15 protein-coding genes are annotated in these 18,109 nt (G+C 66.9%); 8 read left to right on the top strand and 7 right to left on the bottom strand.

Annotation, left to right across the window (positions count from 1 at the left end):
• Positions 1-39 precede the first annotated feature (39 nt).
• The 6 genes from AC5Y3P_RS11095 to AC5Y3P_RS11070 all read left to right on the top strand — a co-directional run bounded on the left by AC5Y3P_RS11095 (position 40) and on the right by AC5Y3P_RS11070 (position 5,059).
• Positions 40-507: a hypothetical protein gene (locus AC5Y3P_RS11095; RefSeq protein WP_500045948.1), complete on the top strand. Its 468-nt coding sequence runs from the start codon at positions 40-42 to the stop codon at positions 505-507.
• On the top strand, positions 507-1,736 hold the full coding sequence (locus tag AC5Y3P_RS11090) for an Nramp family divalent metal transporter (protein ID WP_500045947.1): 1,230 nt from the start codon (positions 507-509) through the stop codon (positions 1,734-1,736). The genes AC5Y3P_RS11095 and AC5Y3P_RS11090 overlap by 1 nt, the downstream gene beginning before the upstream one ends.
• Complete coding sequence (locus AC5Y3P_RS11085) at positions 1,733-2,137, top strand: PRC-barrel domain-containing protein (RefSeq protein ID WP_500045946.1); 405 nt, start codon at positions 1,733-1,735, stop codon at positions 2,135-2,137. Before AC5Y3P_RS11090 ends, AC5Y3P_RS11085 begins: the two co-directional genes overlap by 4 nt.
• Complete coding sequence (locus AC5Y3P_RS11080) at positions 2,124-2,453, top strand: PRC-barrel domain-containing protein (protein ID WP_500045945.1); 330 nt, start codon at positions 2,124-2,126, stop codon at positions 2,451-2,453. The genes AC5Y3P_RS11085 and AC5Y3P_RS11080 overlap by 14 nt, the downstream gene beginning before the upstream one ends.
• Before the next feature lie 140 nt (positions 2,454-2,593).
• On the top strand, positions 2,594-2,827 hold the full coding sequence (mbp1, locus tag AC5Y3P_RS11075; RefSeq protein ID WP_500045944.1) for a microaggregate-binding protein 1: 234 nt from the start codon (positions 2,594-2,596) through the stop codon (positions 2,825-2,827).
• Between the two features lie 144 nt (positions 2,828-2,971).
• A complete protein-coding gene (locus AC5Y3P_RS11070) occupies positions 2,972-5,059 on the top strand; it encodes a catalase (RefSeq protein WP_500045943.1) in 2,088 nt (695 codons plus the stop codon).
• Here AC5Y3P_RS11070 and AC5Y3P_RS11065 read toward each other — a convergent pair.
• The 3 genes from AC5Y3P_RS11065 to AC5Y3P_RS11055 all read right to left on the bottom strand — a co-directional run bounded on the left by AC5Y3P_RS11065 (position 4,995) and on the right by AC5Y3P_RS11055 (position 8,110).
• Positions 4,995-5,687, bottom strand: a complete 693-nt coding sequence (locus tag AC5Y3P_RS11065; protein ID WP_500046074.1) for an oxygenase MpaB family protein — start codon at positions 5,685-5,687, stop codon at positions 4,995-4,997. The genes AC5Y3P_RS11070 and AC5Y3P_RS11065 overlap by 65 nt on opposite strands.
• Before the next feature lie 520 nt (positions 5,688-6,207).
• On the bottom strand, positions 6,208-6,825 hold the full coding sequence (locus AC5Y3P_RS11060; protein WP_500045942.1) for a nitroreductase family protein: 618 nt from the start codon (positions 6,823-6,825) through the stop codon (positions 6,208-6,210).
• Positions 6,826-6,916: 91 nt separating this feature from the next.
• Entirely contained in the window at positions 6,917-8,110 is a 1,194-nt protein-coding gene (locus AC5Y3P_RS11055; RefSeq protein ID WP_500045941.1) for an amidohydrolase family protein, read from the bottom strand.
• Positions 8,111-8,268: 158 nt separating this feature from the next.
• On the opposite strand from AC5Y3P_RS11055, the gene AC5Y3P_RS11050 reads away from it, so the two are divergent.
• Entirely contained in the window at positions 8,269-9,585 is a 1,317-nt protein-coding gene (locus AC5Y3P_RS11050) for an MFS transporter (protein ID WP_500045940.1), read from the top strand.
• Positions 9,576-10,247, top strand: a complete 672-nt coding sequence (locus tag AC5Y3P_RS11045; protein WP_500045939.1) for a GAP family protein — start codon at positions 9,576-9,578, stop codon at positions 10,245-10,247. The genes AC5Y3P_RS11050 and AC5Y3P_RS11045 overlap by 10 nt, the downstream gene beginning before the upstream one ends.
• Before the next feature lie 131 nt (positions 10,248-10,378).
• Here the strand turns inward: AC5Y3P_RS11045 and AC5Y3P_RS11040 are convergent, their stop codons facing one another.
• The 4 genes from AC5Y3P_RS11040 to AC5Y3P_RS11025 form a co-directional block, all read right to left on the bottom strand.
• On the bottom strand, positions 10,379-12,124 hold the full coding sequence (locus tag AC5Y3P_RS11040) for an AMP-binding protein (RefSeq protein ID WP_500045938.1): 1,746 nt from the start codon (positions 12,122-12,124) through the stop codon (positions 10,379-10,381).
• Between the two features lie 45 nt (positions 12,125-12,169).
• On the bottom strand, positions 12,170-13,309 hold the full coding sequence (gene pe / locus AC5Y3P_RS11035) for an acyltransferase PE (RefSeq protein WP_500045937.1): 1,140 nt from the start codon (positions 13,307-13,309) through the stop codon (positions 12,170-12,172).
• Positions 13,310-13,366: 57 nt separating this feature from the next.
• The gene (locus AC5Y3P_RS11030; protein ID WP_500045936.1) at positions 13,367-16,399 is read right to left on the bottom strand and encodes an MMPL/RND family transporter; all 3,033 of its coding nucleotides are present in this window, start codon (positions 16,397-16,399) and stop codon (positions 13,367-13,369) included.
• 63 nt (positions 16,400-16,462) lie between these two features.
• Positions 16,463-17,884 (bottom strand): condensation domain-containing protein, encoded by a 1,422-nt coding sequence (locus AC5Y3P_RS11025; protein WP_500046073.1) that lies wholly within the window; start codon positions 17,882-17,884, stop codon positions 16,463-16,465.
• Positions 17,885-18,109 lie beyond the last annotated feature (225 nt).

Raw genomic sequence — 18,109 nt, 5'->3', positions numbered from 1 at the left:
CCCCGGTTAACCTGCGCCGACGGTGGGTACACCGCCGGAGTGTCCGGCTCGCCTCGGCCCCGACGGGGGTGGCTGCGCCTGATCGTCACGGCGCTGACCGTGGTTGCTGCACTGGCGCTGATCCTGACCAGCTGTCCCGGCAACCGGGACGGCATGCCCGGAAAGTTGGCTGCCGCCAAGGAGGAAACGCAATCGGCGGCCCGGTCCGGTGCGCTGGCCATCCAGCTGTGGCTCGACGGGCGCAGCACCAAAGCGTTGGCGCAGGTGCAGGTGACCGACGCCCGCGATGAAGCGGTCAAGGCCTATCGCGGGCTGGCGGTGCTCGAAGCCGAGGACCCGGTCGACCTCGGGCGGCAACGCCTGCTCACCGAATCCGGCACCGCCGTCGTCGACACCCTCAACGCGGCCGGTGCGGTGATCGCCGGGCTGCCCGACCAGCCCGCGCTGACCGAACTGCGGCAGCGGCTGCTGCGCATCGACGCCGATCTGGAACGCGAGTACCGCTGATGGGCAAGATCTTCGGCGTCGCACTCGGCGTGCTGACCGCGATCGGCGGCTTCCTGGACATCGGTGACCTGGTCACCAACGCCATGGTCGGATCCCGGTTCGGGTTGGCCTTGGCCTGGGTCATCCCGGTCGGCGTGCTGGGCATCTGCCTGTACGCGCACATGGCCGGCCGGGTGGCCGCGGTCAGCGGCCGGGCCACCTTCGAGATCATCCGAGAACGCCTCGGGCCGCGGGCCGCGGCCGCCAACCTGAGCGCGTCGTTCTTCATCAACCTGATGACGGTGACCGCCGAAATCGGTGGTGTGGCACTGGCTTTGCAGCTGGCCACCGACGTCAGCCCGATGTTGTGGATTCCGGTGGCCGCGTTCGGGGTGTGGCTGGTGATCTGGCGGGTGAAGTTCAAGGTGATGGAGAACCTGGCCGGCATGCTCGGTCTGCTGCTGATCACGTTCCTGGTGTGCGTGTTCCTGTTGGCCCCGGACTGGTCGGAGCTCTCCCAGCAGGCCCTGGCGCCGGCCATCCCGGAGTCCGAATCGGCGGCCACCTACTGGTACTTCGCGGTGGCGTTGTTCGGTGCCGCGATGACGCCCTACGAGGTGTTCTTCTTCTCCTCCGGCGCGGTCGAAGAACGCTGGACCATAAAGGATTTGAGCACATCGCGGCTCAACGTCATGGTGGGCTTCCCGCTCGGCGGGTTGCTGTCGCTGTCGATCGCGGCGTGTGCGGCGCTGGTGCTGCTGCCGGCCGGCATCGAGGTCACCTCGCTGTCGCAGATCACCATGCCGGTCGCCGTGGCCGGCGGCAAGCTGGCGTTGGCGTTCGTGATCATCGGTATCGCCGCGGCCACCTTCGGTGCGGCACTGGAAACCACGCTGTCCTCGGGCTACATCGTGGCCCAGTTCTTCGGCTGGACCTGGGGCAAGTTCCGCCGGCCCGCCGACGCCGCGCGCTTTCACACCGTGTTGATCGTGGTGCTGATCGCCTGTGCCGCAGTGCTGTTCACCGGTATAGACCCGATCCTGGTGACCGAGTACTCGGTGGTGTTCTCGGCGATCGCACTGCCGTTGACCTATCTGCCGATCCTGATCGTGTCCAATGACCGCGGCTACATGGGCGACTACACCAACGGCCCGGTGGTCAACGCGCTGGCCAGCGTCTACCTGGTGATCATCGTCGTCGCGTCGCTGGCCGCCATCCCGCTGATTATCGTGACCGGAGCCGGACAATGAGCCCAGCTGCCCTACCGGACCCGCCGCAGCCGCCGGGCCGGCTGCTCGATGCCCGACTGCACCTGCTGGACCGGCAGCTGCACGGCGCGCACGGTGAACCGGTCGGCATCGTTGACGACCTGGCCCTCGACGGTGTCGAACCCGATACCGCAATCCCCACCGGCGCCCCGGCGCCACGGGTGACCGCGATCCTCAGCGGCGCGGTGACCTTCACCCGGATCTTCGGCGGCACCGTGCCCGACCATCTGCTCGAGCAGCTGCCGTGGCAGCTGGTCCGCGAGCTGGGCACCACCATCGACCTCTACGACAGCGAGCTGCAGGAACGCGCGTTGTGGGTGGAACATTGGTTGCGGGACAACGTGATCGGCAGAATTCCGGGAGGCCGCCATGAAGCTCAGTGAGGTGCTCGGACGTCAGGTGCGCGACCCCGACGGTCAGCGGCTCGGCACCGTCAACGACGTCCGGCTGCTGAGCACGCCCGCCCCGGACGGCCAGCCCGGCCCGCCGGAGATCTTCGGCCTGGTCATCAGCCCGCGCACTCGGGCCTCCTACCTGGGCTTCGAACGCTCCGATGCCCGACACCCGTGGCTGGTGGCCACCGTGGCGCGCTGGCTGCACCGCGGCACGTTCCTGGTGCTGTGGGCCGACGTCGAGCGGATCGGGTCAAAGACCGTGACGCTGCGTCGCGACTTCACCCGCTACCAGGCCGCGCTGTGACCAACGATTCCGGCGAAAGTTCTGGTGTAGATGTTTGGCCGCGCTGAGGCCGGGAAGCCAAGTGGTGGGCCCGGCAGATGTCCGGGCCGGCCACGCGGTCCGATACGCCGGTGGCCACCCCGAGCAAGAGGAGTTCAGCAGTGGCTGACAAGAGTGGACTTCAAGAAGGCCTGGAAGGCGTCATCGAGGACGCCAAGGGAACGGTCAAGGAAGCTGCTGGCAAGGTGACCGGCCGCGACGACCTCAAACGTGAGGGCCAGGCCCAGCAGGACAAGGCCGAAGCCGAACGCGAGGCCGCCAAGCACGAAGCCGAGGCGGAAAGCGCCCGCGGCGCCGCCAAGGCCAACGAGAAGCGCGAGGCCGCCGAGCAGTGAGCCCGGCCAAGCCGGCGCGAAGGGCCCGTCCAACCCGGACGGGCCCTTCGTTTGAAATCTGAACGGTTCCAATGCGCTCGCAGTGGGTACCCAGCCCGGCACCAGCCCAAGTTCGATCACAGCACGTTCGATCAGGAGTCACCCATGCCGCCTGCCCGCAAGCCTGCCCAAGCTGCACCCCGCAAGACCGGGCCGACCGGGCCGTCGCAGGCCGCTGTCAACCCCGAGCTCGACGAGCGCGCCCAGCAGGGCAGCTATCTCACCACCGCACAGGGTGTCCGCATCCCGGACGCCGACCATTCCCTCAAAGCCGGACCCCGCGGCCCGTCGCTGCTCGAGGACTTCCATCTGCGCGAGAAGATCACCCACTTCGATCACGAGCGCATCCCCGAGCGGGTGGTGCATGCGCGCGGGTCGGCCGCGCACGGGGTGTTCGAGTCCTACGGCACCGCCTCGAAGTACACCCGCGCCGGTTTCCTGGGCCGCAAGGGCACCAAGACCGAGGTGTTCTGCCGGTTCTCCACCGTCGTGGGCTCGCGCGGGTCGGCGGACACGGTGCGCGACACCCGCGGATTCGCGGTGAAGTTCTACACCGACGAAGGCAACTTCGACCTGGTCGGCAACAACATGCCGGTGTTCTTCATCCAGGACGGGATCAAGTTCCCCGATATCGTGCACGCCGCAAAACCGCACCCGGACAACGAGATTCCGCAGGCGCAGTCGGCACACGACACGTTCTGGGATTTCGTGTCACTGCACACCGAGGCCACCCACCACGTGTTCTGGCAGATGAGCGACCGCGGCATTCCGCGTTCGTTCCGCACCATGGAGGGCTTCGGCGTGCACACCTTCCGGCTGTCCGACCGCAAGGGCAAGACCGTGCTGGTGAAGTTCCACTGGAAGCCGGCCGCCGGCGTGCATTCGCTGTTCTGGGAGGAAGCACAGATCACCTCCGGTTGCGATCCGGACTTTCACCGGCGAGATCTGCACGACGCGATCGAAGCCGGCGCGTTCCCGGAGTACGAATTGGGCATCCAGGTACTGCCCGACGACGGCACCGAGAGTTACGCGGGCATCGACCTGCTGGATCCGACCAAGATCGTGCCCGAAGAGCTGGTGCCGGTGGAGTTCATCGGCAAGCTCACCTTGAACCGCAACCCGACCAACTTCTTCGCCGAGACCGAACAGGTGGCCTTCCACACCGGCAACCTGGTGCCGGGCATCGAACCGACCAACGATCCGCTGATGCAGGCCCGGCTGTTCTCCTACCTGGACACCCAACTGACCCGGTTGGGCGGGCCGAACTTCAGCCAGTTGCCGATCAACCGGCCGCACTGCCCGGTCAACGACATGCTCCGGGATGGCATGCACCAGACCGCGATTCACACCGGAGTGGCGCCGTACCGACCCAACAGCCTGGACGGCGGGGAACCCAACGTGGCCGACGCCGACGAGGGCGGTTATGTGCCGACCCCACGCCCGGTGGAGGGGCGGGTGCAGCGCGCCCAACCGGTGTCCTTCGACGATCACTTCAGCCAGCCGGCGCTGTTCTACCGCAGCCTCAGCGAGATCGAGAAGGCACACCTGATCGAGGGCTTCACGTTCGAGTTGGGCAAGTGCTACGAGCAGGCCGTCAAGGAGCGTGAGCTGGAAGTCCTGGCCAATGTCGACGCCGGCTTGTGCGCCGCGGTGGCGGCCGGCCTCGGCTTGCCGGTGCCGAAAGGATCTCCGCCGCAGGACGTTACGCCGTCGCCGGCGTTGTCCCAGGTGTACGCAGAACCCGGCCCGATCGATGGCCGACAGATCGGCATCATCGCCGATGCCGACGCGGATCTGGCCGGGGTGAGCAAGCTGATCAAGGCGGTGCTGGCCCGCGGCGCCCGGCCGCTGCTGACCGCCCCGGTGGGCGGGCAGCTGCGCGCGGGCCGACGCAGCGAGATCGTCGAGCGCACCTTCCTGACCGTCCGGTCGATCGAGTTCGATGCCGTGGTGGTGGCGTCCGGGCTGGGTGAGCGCACCGACCCGAAGCTGGTCACGTTGCTGCAGGAGGCGTATCGGCACTGCAAGCCGGTCGGCGCGTGGGGCGACGGCGTCGAGGTGCTGACCGGCGCCGGTCTGCCCGGCGACGGGCCCGGGGTGCTGGCCTTCGCGACCGTGGACAAGGCGTTCACCGAGGCGTTGTTCGGCGCCGTCGGGCTGCACCGGGTGTGGGAGCGGGTCGCGCTGCTGTAGACGGCGCCGGCGACAAGGCCGTCAACGCGAGCTGACGCCGGGTCAGCTGGCGCCGCGCCCCGCTTCGCGTACCGCGGTGCGCGCCGCCGGCACCAACCGCACAGTGCGCGGCAGCCGCGGAATGACCAGTCGGCAGACCGCAGAGATCACCCGGAAGGCGTTGCGGCGCACCGGAGACCAGGACACACCGAGGAGGTCTCGCAGTTCCGGGGTGAGCAACCCGGCGGTCACCGTCCGTGGTCAGTACCCGGCCACCGATCGGGCGTCCGGTCAGGTTCCACACCGCGGCGTTGCGCAGCACCGGGATCATCGGCGGCGGCTTCGGCGACGCCACCACCGCCAGCACCCGGTCGGTGATGTCGGTGCGCTCCAGCTTGGTGGCGGTCATCTCGGCGAACCAGTCCTGGAACGCGGCCCAGTCCACCGGCATGTCCTGATCGCGCACGCCGTACATCAGTCCGACCTGACGCATCTCCAGGTAGAACTGCTCCACCTCGCCCGGCCGCCAGCCTCGGCCGAGCATGAGCTGCTGGGTGTAGACACCGTGCACCAGGCTGGCGTGCACCCAGAGATAGGGCTCGGGGCTCAGCGAACTCCAGCGCGACCCGTCGGCGTTCTGGCCCTTGATCTCTCGGTGCAGATCGCGGAGTTGCCGGGCTGGGTACGCCGGTCCTCACTCGACACCGCGACGCCGTACGCCGGTCCTCACTCGACACCGCGGCGGGTACGCCGGTCCTCACTCGACACGCTTCAGCTGCCCAGTGAGGAATGCCGCACCTCCGACACCGCCCACTGAGGAACCACGCACAAAAACATTGCCCAGTGAGGAATCACGTACCGCGCCATCGCCGAGTGAGGAACCAGGTACACAAAGTGCGAGTAACCCTGTGCGTCACTCCTCACTCGACACACTTCGGGTACGCCATTCCTCACTCGACGCGCTTCGAGTACCGCATTCCTCACTCGACGCGCTTCGAGTACCGCATTCCTCACTCGACACACTTCGGGTACACCATTCCTCACTCGGCACCTCGACATCGCCGAGTGAGGAGTCACGCACCTCGACCCTGCCGAATGACGAATGCGGCACGGCACCGCCGCCGAATGATCTGCAAAACTACGTCTGCGACCGCGGAAACCCTTGGCCATCAACCGAAATCACCAGCACCCGCCCAGGCCCGATCCCAGCCGTCCACCGAGACCACTTCGGACAGCGGTTTGCGCCGCACCTGATGGTGTCCGCCGCGCGGCCAGCCCACGGTCAACAGCGTGGCGATACGCCAATCCGCCGGGATGCCGACCAATTTCCGCAATTCATCGGCACAGGCGTCCTGCCACAAGGTGATTGCCGCACCGAGTCCCTGCGCCCGAGCGGCCAACAGGAAGTTCTGCACGGCCGGGAAGATCGAGCCGCCCTGCTGCAACTCGCTGGCACCGCGTTGCGGGGCAACGCAGAACAGCACCAGCGCCGGGGCGGCACCACCGACGTGCATGTGTTCGGCCATCGTGCGCAGCGTGTGCGACTTCGGATCAGCGGCGTCGTCGTCGACGTCGGGCAGTCGGTAGAACTCCCTCATTACCTCCCAGGTGCGGTGCGCGGCCGCGGTGACCACGTCGCGCAGCTCCGGCGAGGTGAGCACGACGAAGCGCCAGGGCTGCTGGTTGCCGCCCGACGGCGCCCACGAGGCCGCCAGCAGACAACGCTGCAGCACCTCGTCGGGGACCGGTTCGTCGCGGTAGCGGCGCACCGCGGTCGAGCTGTTCATCACCGTCCATAGATCATCCGAAACTACCGGCACCCCGGTGCTTTTGGCCGCATCCCCGGTGCGGTGGGCGGACTGAACGCCGGTGAGCGGTTCAGCGACCACCGGGAACCGCCGTCAGCAGCTCACGCAGGTTGGCGCCCATGATCCGCTCGATCACCGGCTGGTCGAGCGTCGCGATTTCCGGGGTCAGCTCGGCGGGGTCGGCCAGCCCCTCCGGGTGCGGGTAGTCCGACCCGAACAGCACCCGGTCGGCGCCGATCAGGTCGATCAACCCGGACATGTCTTCCTCATGAAACGGGTTGACCCAGATGTGCTGTTTGAACTGCTCAACCGGATCGGCGGCGAACTCGGCCGGCATTTTCTTGTACACCCGGTCGAACAGGTCCAGCAGCCGCGGCACCCAGTTGCCGCCGTTTTCCACCACACCGACCCGCACCCCGGGGTGGCGGGTGAACACGCCGTGCGCCACCAGGGCTGCGCAGGTGTCCAAGATCGAGCGGGCGTCCTCGTAGACGATGGTCCGGAAGGCATCCGGCTTGAACGGCAGGTATTCCGCGCCGGCGCCCTCCCAATCCCGGCTGTAGCGGTCATAGCCGGAATCGCAGGCGTGCATCAGCACCGGTATGCCGTGCTGGGCGACCCGGGCCCAGAACGGGTCGAAGTAGGTTTGGCCCATTGAGGTGGTGTGCCCCGACACGGTGGCCACCGGTCGCGGGTTGACCAGGACCGCGCGTGCCCCGTGCTCGACGCACCAATCCAGTTCGGCGACCGCCCGATCCACGTCGGGCAGGGTGATCACCGGAGTGGCGAAGATCCGGCCCTGATAGTCGAAGGTCCACTCGTCGAGCAACCACTGGTTGTAGGCGTGCACCACGGCGTGCGCGAGTTCGATGTCGTCGAGCATGCGTTCTTCGAGCATGCCGCCGGTGGTCGGGAACATCACGCAGGCCTGGATGCTTTGGGAATCCAGCAGGTCCAGCCGTTCCTGCGCGCGCCGGAACGAGTCCGGGCAGGCGATCGGATTGGCCAGCTCGCGCAGCGTCTTGCCCTCGGGGTTGATGCCGCGGAAGTAGTCTGCCCACGCCCCGGGCGACGCGATCACCTCGTAGGTGGGGTTGGGGATGGTGTCGGTGATCCGGCCCTTGATCATGAGTTTGGTCTGGCCGTCGACCTGGATCCACTGGATCGCCCCGCGATATTGCTTGGGCAGGTGCCGGGTGTAGGCATCCGGTGGCTCGTAGAGATGGTTGTCGGCATCCCAGATCTCGAGTGCAGCCACAGGCATCCCCTTCCACAGTGCGAGAATCAATATTCTCACATTCTGCCAACGCTGTTGCCGGATTTGGGCGCGGTTCGCCGGCAAACTCGCCCGCAACGAGGGCAAAGAAGCTCGTCCGGACCGCGGTACGCAAGTCATTGACCCGCACCGAAATCACCGCGATCATGTCCCTCGTGCCTGTTGCCGTACGCCACTCCCGAGTGGCTGCGTGGGCGCTGTGGGATTGCGGTGCCACCGGCGTGAACGCGGTGGTCATCACGTTCGTGTTCGCGGTCTATCTGGTGGACCAAGTCGGCGCAGACCTGCCCGGCGCCAGCTCGCCGGCAAGCTGGCTGGGCCGCGCGATGACCGTCGCGGGCGTCTGTGTCGCGTTGCTGGCACCGGCCACCGGCGTCTGGGTGAACGCCGCCAACCGCCGCCGCGCCGCGCTGACCGTACTCACCGGCGTGGTCATCGCGCTGACCGCGGCGATGAGCCTGATCCGCCCCGATCATCGCTTCCTGCTACCAGGTTTGATCCTGCTGGCGGCCATGGCGGCCAGCAGCGATCTGGCGACCGTGCCCTACAACGCCATGCTCCGGCAACTGTCGACACCGGCCACCTCCGGCCGGATCTCCGGGCTGGGCTCGGCGTCCGGCTTCCTGGGCAGCGTGTTGCTGCTGTTGATCGTGTACTTCGGCTTCATCGCCGGCGACGGCGACACCCGCGGCCTGCTGGGCATTTCGGCCGACGACGGCGGCAACGTACGGGCCGCCATGCTGCTGGTCGCGGCCTGGCTGGCGGTGTTTGCCTGGCCGCTGCTGGTCACTGCCCCCACCCCGAAGGGCAACGACGACCACGCCCGGGTCGGTTTCCTCGGCGCCTACCGGGCGCTCTGGCATGAGGTGCGCAGCGAATGGCGACGCGACCGCAACGTGGTCTACTACATCGGCGCCAGTGCGGTCTTCCGCGACGGGTTGACCGGGGTGTTCGCCTTCGGCGCGGTGCTCGGCGTCAGTGTGTACGGGCTGTCCTCGGCCGACGTGCTGGTGTTCGGCGTGTGCGCCAGCAGCATCGCCGCACTCGGCGCGCTGCTGGGCGGGCGGATCGACGACGCCGTGGGGTCCAAGCAGGTCATCGCCGGTTCGCTGACGGCGATGATCGTGGTCGGGCTGGTCATGCTGGCCTCCGACGGCCCGCTGGCGTTCTGGATCTGCGGGCTGCTGCTGTGCCTGTTCATCGGACCGACGCTGGCCTCGGCGCGGGCGCTGATGCTGCGCCTGTCCGCCGAGGGGAAGGAGGGCGTGGCGTTCGGGCTGTACACCACCGCCGGGCGCGCCGTCTCGTTTCTGGCACCGTGGATGTTCTTCACCTTCGTCGACCTGTTCGATTCCGACCGCGCCGGTTTGGCCGGCCTGTGCGTGGTGCTGATGGCCGGGCTGGCAGCGCTGTTGATCGCCGTGCGTGTCCCCCGCGAGGTGCGTCCGACACCATGTGGTTGACGTTGCTGATGATGGCGGTCGCGGTCAGCCTGGAACCGTTCCGGATCGGTATGACCATCCTGATGATCAACCGGCCGCGGCCGTTCCTGCAACTCGTCACGTTCCTGGCCGGTGGCTTCGCGATGGGCCTGACCGTCGGCCTGATCGTGCTGTTCCTGCTGCGCCCGGCACTGGGCTCGGCCGAATTCAGTTTGCCCAGAGTGCAAATCGTGATCGGCGCCCTGCTGTTGCTGTACGCCGCGGTGCTGGCCACCGGCCTGCTGAGCAGAGGAAAACCCGACGCCCCGAGTCGGGTGGCACGCCTGCTCGCTCCGCTGACCGCACGCGCCCGCGCGGTGCTGGACGGGCGTTCGCTGTGGACGGCCGGCGCCGCCGGACTCGGCATCGCATTGCCCTCGATCGACTATCTGGCCGCACTCACATTGATCGTGGCCACCGGCGCTGCCGCCTCGGTGCAGATGAGTGCCCTGCTGGTGTTCAACGTGGTGGCATTCGGGTTCGTCGAGATTCCGCTGCTGTGCTACCTGTTGGCTCCCGAACGCACCCGCAAAGCCCTGCTGGCCGTGCAGGATTGGCTGCGCACCCGACGCCGCCGGGCGGTCAGCACGCTGCTGGTGGTGGTCGGGTGTGTGCTGCTCGCGGTCGGGCTGGCCGGCTTGTGAAAATTACGTTCTGAACCCCGTGCGTTGAGATAGACGTGAGGTAGCCCAAACAGCCGAAATCGCCTACCTGGTGTCTAGCTCAACGCAGATGTGGTCTGAACGCAGCGTGTCTATCTGAACGCAGATGTGGCTCAAGCGTCCAACCGGGCGAACTGGTCCTGCCGATACTGCTCGACGCAGGCGGCGCGGCGGATCTTGCCGCTGGTGGTGGTCGGAATCGACCCGGGCGCCACCAACACCAAGTCCCCGACGTGGACACCGTGACTGTTCGAGATCGCCGAGGTGATCTGCTCCTTCACCCGGGCCGGCCAATCCGCAGGTGCGCCGGCCGGTTCCTTGAGTTCGACGACGGCGACCAGCTTTTCGGCGTCGGCCGAGGGCACCGCGACCGCCGCGACCCGGCCGCGGCTGATCTCCTGTACGGTCGCCTCGATGTCCTCCGGGTAGTGGTTGCGGCCCCGGATGATCAGCAGATCCTTGATCCGCCCGACGATGAACAACTCGCCGTCGGAGGTGAATCCGAGATCTCCGGTACGCAGCCAGGGCCGTTGCGGCGTGCCCGGTGACGGCTCGCTCAGCGTCGCTCCGAAACACTGCTGCACCGGCGCGGATCTACCCCAGTAACCTTCGGCCACGTTCTCGCCGTGCACCCAGATCTCGCCGATCACGCCCGGCGGGCATTCCCGGCCGCTGTCGGTGTCCACGATGCGCAGGGTGGGTGAGGCGGGCAACTGGTAGCGCACCAGAGCGGTACCGGTCCCGGTCGCACACCGGGTGGCGCGACCGGCCGACAACTCGGCGCTGTCGAAGTGCACCGCCGGTGCCGATTCGTCCCAGGTGCCGCTGGCCACGAACACCGTCGCCTCGGCCAAACCGTAGGACGGCCGCATCATGTGGTCGCGGAAGTTGAAGTGCGCGAAGCGATCCACGAACCGGTGCAGCGTCGCTGCTTCGACCCGTTCGGCACCGCTGATGATGCCCAACACCCCCCCGAGGTCCAAACCGGCCAGGTCGGAGTCGGTGGTCTTGCGGGCCGCCAGATCGAATGCGAAATTCGGCGCCGACGACCACGCGTGCGGACGTTGCGCCAACGCCCGCATCCATCGGGCGGGCCGCTCCAGGAACGCGACCGGGCTGGTCAGGTCGGCGTGGTAGCCACCCAGGATGGGTGCGCAGACCCCCAGCACCAAACCCATGTCGTGGTAGAACGGCAGCCAGGACACGATGGTGGCATCCGACGGGATCGTGGTTCTGGAGTCGGCGAAGAAGCTGCGCATCAACTGTGCGAAGTTCACCTCGAGGTTGCGATGCGAGAGCATGACACCGGTGGGTGTGCGCGTCGATCCCGAGCTGTACTGCAGGTAGGCGATACCGGGCAGGTCCACCGGGTCCGCCCGCGGCCCGGGCGCCGGATCGACATCGTGGGCCAGCGAATCGATTTCGACGACCTTGGGCACCAGGTCGGTGCGGGACCGGTCGATGTAGTCACCGACGTCGCCGGCGACCTCCGCGGTGGTCAGCACCACGGCCGGGGCGGCGTCGGTCAGCACCGCGCCCACCCGCTCGTCGTTGGAGCCGCGGTGCGGCAACGGCAGCGGCACCGCGATCAGCCCGGCCTGCATGGACCCCAGGAAGGCCAGGATGTAGTCCAGGCCCTGCGGCGCCAGGATCACCGCCCGGTCCCCGACCGCGGCGGTGACACTGAGTTCACCGGCAACGCTCAACGTCCGTCGGGACAGCTGCGACCAGGTCAGCGTCTGCGCGATCCCGTCCGGGTCGACGCTGTAGTCGGTGAAGGTGAAGGCCGGGTCGTCGGGGCGCAGGCTGGCCCGCCCATGCAGCATCGAGAGAATGGCTGACTGAGATGAAGGCGTCACGTCACATCCGTACTGATCGATCGAATCCGTCTGTGCTGCTTGTGGTTAGCTGGCGGGGGTGGAAAACATCGAAAGCGCAGCGTTGACCAGTTGTGACATCGGGTCCTGACCACCGCCGAAGGTTGCGTCGTTGGCCGGCGCGGTGACCTCCATCGGGTCGAAGCCGTGTTCCGGGTCGACCTGGACCGGAGCGGTCGCAGGATCGTCGTTGCGGGAATAGCCGGCATTCACCCGAGGCAGCAGGATCGCGTCGAGCTGATTGAGGGTTTCCTTGTCGAAGCCGAGGTACTTGAACGGCAGCACCAACGGAAGGTGCTCCTCGGGGACCAGGTACGTCGTCGTCCTCGCGCCCTTGGAATTGACCGTCGTCCTGACGTTCTGCGGCGGAACATGGCTCGGATTGGTGAACGCGATCGCGGTGTGCCCGGTGGCCAGCCCGGCGATCGAGTTGGCCAGCGCGAACAAGTTGTCCGGCCGGTCCGGGAAGTCGGCGATGCTGTCGTAGGCGGAGATGAACTGGTCGGTGTCGTACTGGCTTTCGACCGGAGCCGGCATCGGGTAGTCCATGAACGGCACGACGCTGCCGACCGGGAACATCTGGGTCAGGAAGCTCTCACCGAACGGGTGCTGGGCGATCGGGTCGCCGAACGTCGCGAACTTCAGGTCCTCGGGCGGCGGAGCAGTCGGATCATTGGCCAGTCGCGCCTTCACGGCGTTGAGCACCAGGGCGCCCTCGGACAACCCCATCGCCCGCCCCGGACCGCCATTGCGGATGGCGGTGTCGAGGTTGACCTCACCCTCGTCGACCGACTCGCCGACGCTGGGCCCGTCCAGCCCCAGACCCGGGTAGATCTCTTCGCCGAGCGCACCGATGCCGGGAAAGAAGCGTTCCAGGGTGTGGCCCTGAACCTGACCCGCCGGATAGTCGACCTTCACCCGCTTCATCCCGGGGAACCACTGCTCACCGGTCATCCGGATGTACTCGTCGTACGGGATGCCCAGCACGTGTGCGCCGCCCAGCGCGTAGGCGGTCCCGGTGTCGGCTGGATCTGGCGCCGGACTGGGCTCACCGGGCGCCGGGACCAGCGGGTTTCGTGCGTCGTCGGCGACTGCCGAGCCGGCGCCGAAACACCCGGTGACACCGGCGGTTACCAGCACCGTAAGTCCTGCAAGGAACTTCTTCATGGTTACCCCTGACGGGTCGGTCCGCTGTCGTAGTTTCACATACATGGCTGCCCTGCGCTAACCCGTCTGCTCGGCGATATCGGCTGTGGGCGGCTGAGCTGCGTCGGGTCGTCGCTCGCCCACCCGCGACGGCCACCAGTTCGCCTGCCCGATCAGCGCGGCGATCGCGGGCACCGTGATGGTGCGCACCACGAACGTGTCCAACAAGATGCCGACACCGATCACGAAGCCGCCCTGGACCACGATGCCGATACTGGAGAACAGCAGGCCGGCCATCGACGCGGCGAAGATCAGCCCGGCCGCGGTGATCACCCCACCGGTCGAACCGAGCGTGCGGATGATCCCGGCCCGCACGCTGTGCGGGGATTCGTCGCGCATTCGGGACACGAACAGCATGTTGTAGTCGGCACCCACCGCGATCAGCACCACGAACGCCAACGGCGGTACGCTCCAATGTAATTGCTGATCGAACAAGAATTGGAAGGTCAGCACACCGATGCCGATCGCGGCGAAGTAGGACACCACCACCGAACCCACCAGATACAGCGGCGCGATGATGGCGCGCAGCAGCAGCATCAGTGTCAGCAGCACCACGATCAGCGTCGCGATGATGATGAACTTGATGTCGCGCTGGTAGTAGTCCCGAGTGTCGCGCAGCGCGGCGGGATAGCCGCCCATCGAGATGGTGGCATCGGACAACGCGGTGTTGGGCTGCGCGCCGCGTGCGACGTCGGCGATCTGGTTGACCTGATCCATCGCCTCGGAGCTGAACGGGTTCAACTTGGTCTGCACCAGGTACCGCACCGAGCGGCCGTCCGGCGAGATGAACGCCTTTGCGGCCCTTTCGAAATCGGGTAGGCCGAGCACCTGTTGCGGAATGTTGAAGCCGGCCTGCGCAGGGTCGGCGGCGTCGTGCTTCATGGTCAGCAGGAAGGTCGACGCCTCGTCCAGCCCGGACGCGATCACCTTGACCTGTTTGACCAACTCGTCCACACCGCCGGCCACTTGTTCGCTGCCGCCGGCCAACCGGTTGGCGTTGCGGCGCAGTTCGGTCAGGCCGGTCTGCGCGCCGCCGGGTTGGTTCAGCCCCATGCTGTCAACGGCTTCGGCCACCGTGGCCAAGGCGCTGTTCAGCTTCTTCACCGTCGCGCCCAGGGTCTCGGTGTCGCCGATGCCACCGAGTTGCCGGGCGGCCTTGTTGATCTGATCCAGGCTGCCGTCACCGCGGGCCACCATGATCCGCTCGAACTGGCTGCGGGTGGCGGCACACGAGGGGTCGGCGTCACAAACCGCGTTGCCCTGCAGCGCGGCCAATACCGGACCGACCCAGACGAACACATCCCGGACCGCCGAGAAGTTGATGCCCAGTGAGTTGCCCAGCGCGTTGATGCTGTCCACCACCTTGGCCGCGGTGTCGACGTCACGCACCAGCTGATCGCCACCGTATTGGCTTCTGGCCGTGGAGAGTTCATTGACCAGACTCTGGAGGCTGGGCACGATCTTGTTGACCTGGGTGCGCACGTCGGACAAGCTGTCGGCCACCGTGTTGGCGCCGTCGGAGAGCCGGTTCAAATCACCGGTGCGTTGCTGGATCTGGTCGGAGCCATCGGCCAGCCGGGAACCCACCAAACCGGCCTGATAGGTGGCCCGGAACTCCGGCGGCACCTCGCCGAGTGGGCGGGTGATCCCGCTGACCAATCCGACGTCGGGCAGCTGGGCCACCCGGGCGGCCATCTGCTCGAGGTCGGCCAGCGCGCGCGGCGTGCGCAGGTCGTGCGGGGACTGGATCAGGATGTATTCCGGAATGGACTGGCTGATCGGGAAATGGCTTTCCAGCGCGGCGTATCCGATCGAACTCGGCGCCGAGGCGGCCACCGCCTTGCGGTCGTCGTAGTTGTATTCGGCGAAGACCGCACTGCTGGCCAGCAGTCCGAGCACCAGCAGGCTGGTGACCAGGTGTGTCACCGGTCGGCGCACGATCCGCGCACCCGACCGCCGCCAGAACCGGGCGGTCAGCTCGCGCCGCGGTTTGACCCAGCCACGCGGGCCGGCCAGCACCAGGATCGCGGGTAGCAGGGTCAGCCCGGCCAGATAGGCGACGCCGATGCCGATCGCCGCCGAGCTCCCGACGGTCCGGAACACACCCATCTTGGCGAAGCTGAGCAGCAGGAAGGTGATCCCCACCGTGGCCGCCGAGGCCGTGATGACCTTCCCGATCGACACGATCGCCTGACGTACCGCCTGATCGGAGTCGGCGTCCCGGCGCAGATAGTCGTGATAGCGACTGATCAAGAACACTGCGTAATCGGTTCCGGCCCCGGCCATGATTGCGCTCAGGAACACGATCGACTGGTTGGAGACCCCCGAGCCGGTCAACTCGGAAAAACCGGCTACCAGCGATTGCGCGATGAGCAGCGACGAACCGATGGTGACCAACGGCAGCATCATCGTGACCAGGTTGCGGTACACCACCAGCAACACGGTGAGCACCAGCACCGCGATCGCGATCTCGATCGGCAGCCGGTCGCGTTCCCCGGCGACGGTCAGGTCGGCAACCGTGGCCGCCGGGCCGGTGAGATGCACGGTCAACTCACCCTCGGTGCCGGCGGGTTGACCGGCCACACTGCGTTCGATCAGTTCGGCAGCCCGGTTGTAGGACTCGTAGGACCGCGGCGTGCCCAATTCGCCGGCCAACCCGACCGGCAACACCCAGGCTTTGCCGTCCTCGCTGGTCAGGAAGTCGCGCAACTCGGGAGTACTGATGAAGTCCTGCACCATCACCACGTCGGAGGTGTTGGCGCGCAGGTCGTCGACCAGGTTGCGGTAGACCGCTTCGTCGTCGGGTCCCAGCCCGTTCTCGTTGATCAGCGCAACCAGCAGCAGGTCGTCATTGCCCGACTCGTTGAACGCCTCGGTCATCTGCCGGGCGGCCACACTCGACGGCGCGTCGCTGGGCAAAATCGACAGCGGATGTTTCTGGGCCATCTCCCCCAGCGACGGGAACGACAGCGGCAGCGCCACCAGCAGCGCAACCCAGACGCCGATCACCGCCCACGGCCAGCGCACCACCAGATCGGCTAGCCGACGCATACCGCATCCGCTCCGGCCGCCGAGGCGCGCGCCGCCATCACGCTGAACATCTGGTTGCTCTTCCTACGCGACCCGACCCCAGTGCCCGCTGTCGGCGACCCGGGCACACACCGATCTCATCGCCGCCAAGTAGCGGCCGACCGACTTCTTGGCAACCGGATTGTCCGGGTGCATGATCGCCATCACGGTGCCTTCTCCGTACCGGAATATGTAGATGGTCAGCTGGTAGGAGAAACGACCGTCCGGATAGATGCCGATGTTGTTTGCCAATCCCATGTCGGCTGCCGCCAGAATGGCGTTCAGCGGTGCGGCACCGCCGTGCAGGAAGTTCGACACCGGGAAGTTCGGCCGCGGCCAATCCAGCCACGGCGCTAACTCGAGCACACGGTAATACGGCACCCTGGTCATTTCCAGACTGGAATCGAACGAGGCCTGCGCAGCCCAGGCCGCCTCGTGAAACGACGTGGCCGCCACCGGCACCGTTATCGGGATCAGACCGGTGAACCAGCCCTGGGTCATGAAATTATCACCCGCGGTGCGGGAGTCCCGCGGCGTCAAACCGTAATAGGTTAGGGCGCCGGTGAATTCGTGCTCGACGAGGCCCAGGCAGGCGAACAGACCGCCGACGAAGCGGGCGCCGGAACCGGTACAGGCCGAGTCGAACCGCGCGGTTTGGCCGACGTCCATCAGGACCTCGGATGTCATCGTGCTGCGCAGGGACTGATCCGGATCACCCAGCGGCAACGGAAATTCCGGCAGTCCGTTGGCGTTGTTCTCAGCGAATTCGATCCAGGCCCGCACTCCGGGTGAATCCAGGGTCAACGTCGAGGTGTACTCCCGCTCCCGGATACAGAAGTCGTCGAAACTGCCCGTTTGCGGCAACGTCAGCTCCGGGCCGCCGCCACTGAGCGCTGAATACATGCCATTGGCTTCCAACATCGTGGTGCCGATCAGCGTGGCGTCACCGTGCACATGATCCATCGCAGCAAAGAACGTGAAGTGGTCCTCGTTCTGGATGATTCCGAACGTGAAGCAGCCCCACTCCAACGGGCTCGGGATGTCGATGACGTGCGCGCGAATTTGCTCAATGGTCATGTGGCCGTGGTCAATCGGCATGAACTCGATGTCGGCCGGGTCGGTCAGAGCGTGCCGAACGAACTCGCCGTCGTCAGTCTGTTCGAACCAGCTGCGGAAAGTGTCGTGCCGACGCAGGTAGGCGTTGACGGCCCGATCCATCGCGTCGACATCGCAGTGACCTGGCACTTCGCAGCTGGCGATGATCTGCCGGGAGAAGTTCAAACCTGCTGCGGCACGGTCCCGGTAGTTGCGCAGATGTTGATCCTGCATGTGGCTGATCGGCACTTGGCTGATCGGCGCCTGACGCGCCTTCTCCGCAGCTGACGGTGTTGGATGCCATGAGGTGACGGTGCCCGATGTTAACGACCATTCGTCAAGTGCGCCAATGGTAATCGCGCCGATGCGCAAGACGTCGACCTCCACGTTCGAAAGCGCCGCGAGTCGTATCGCCCGCCGCCGCAACAACATACCGACATTTCGACCGGCGCTCCCCGCGGCACGGTCATTCTTTGACGCAACCCTCGCACGCCGCTCGTCGACATGCAATAGTGTCCGGCGGGGGTCGGCGCGCGGCGTGGGTCCGGCACCAGACCGGACGAAATGTCACCGCACCGCACGAGGTGCGGGCCGCGC

The organism is Mycobacterium sp. NGS45, from assembly GCF_059812645.1.
The sequence above is the reverse complement of the archived record's forward strand: the minus strand, read 5'-3'. Positions and strand labels throughout refer to the sequence as shown.

Bases quoted from the DNA above. Each gene is read 5' to 3' on its own strand.
- AC5Y3P_RS11090 (WP_500045947.1), top strand. From the start codon at position 507: ATGGGCAAGATCTTCGGCGTCGCACTCGGCGTGCTGACCGCGATCGGC.
- AC5Y3P_RS11085 (WP_500045946.1), top strand. From the start codon at position 1,733: ATGAGCCCAGCTGCCCTACCGGACCCGCCGCAGCCGCCGGGCCGGCTG.
- AC5Y3P_RS11080 (WP_500045945.1), top strand. From the start codon at position 2,124: ATGAAGCTCAGTGAGGTGCTCGGACGTCAGGTGCGCGACCCCGACGGT.
- AC5Y3P_RS11070 (WP_500045943.1), top strand. From the start codon at position 2,972: ATGCCGCCTGCCCGCAAGCCTGCCCAAGCTGCACCCCGCAAGACCGGG.
- AC5Y3P_RS11060 (WP_500045942.1), bottom strand. From the start codon at position 6,825: ATGAACAGCTCGACCGCGGTGCGCCGCTACCGCGACGAACCGGTCCCC.
- AC5Y3P_RS11055 (WP_500045941.1), bottom strand. From the start codon at position 8,110: ATGCCTGTGGCTGCACTCGAGATCTGGGATGCCGACAACCATCTCTAC.
- AC5Y3P_RS11050 (WP_500045940.1), top strand. From the start codon at position 8,269: ATGTCCCTCGTGCCTGTTGCCGTACGCCACTCCCGAGTGGCTGCGTGG.
- AC5Y3P_RS11045 (WP_500045939.1), top strand. From the start codon at position 9,576: ATGTGGTTGACGTTGCTGATGATGGCGGTCGCGGTCAGCCTGGAACCG.
- pe (WP_500045937.1), bottom strand. From the start codon at position 13,309: ATGAAGAAGTTCCTTGCAGGACTTACGGTGCTGGTAACCGCCGGTGTC.
- AC5Y3P_RS11030 (WP_500045936.1), bottom strand. From the start codon at position 16,399: ATGCGTCGGCTAGCCGATCTGGTGGTGCGCTGGCCGTGGGCGGTGATC.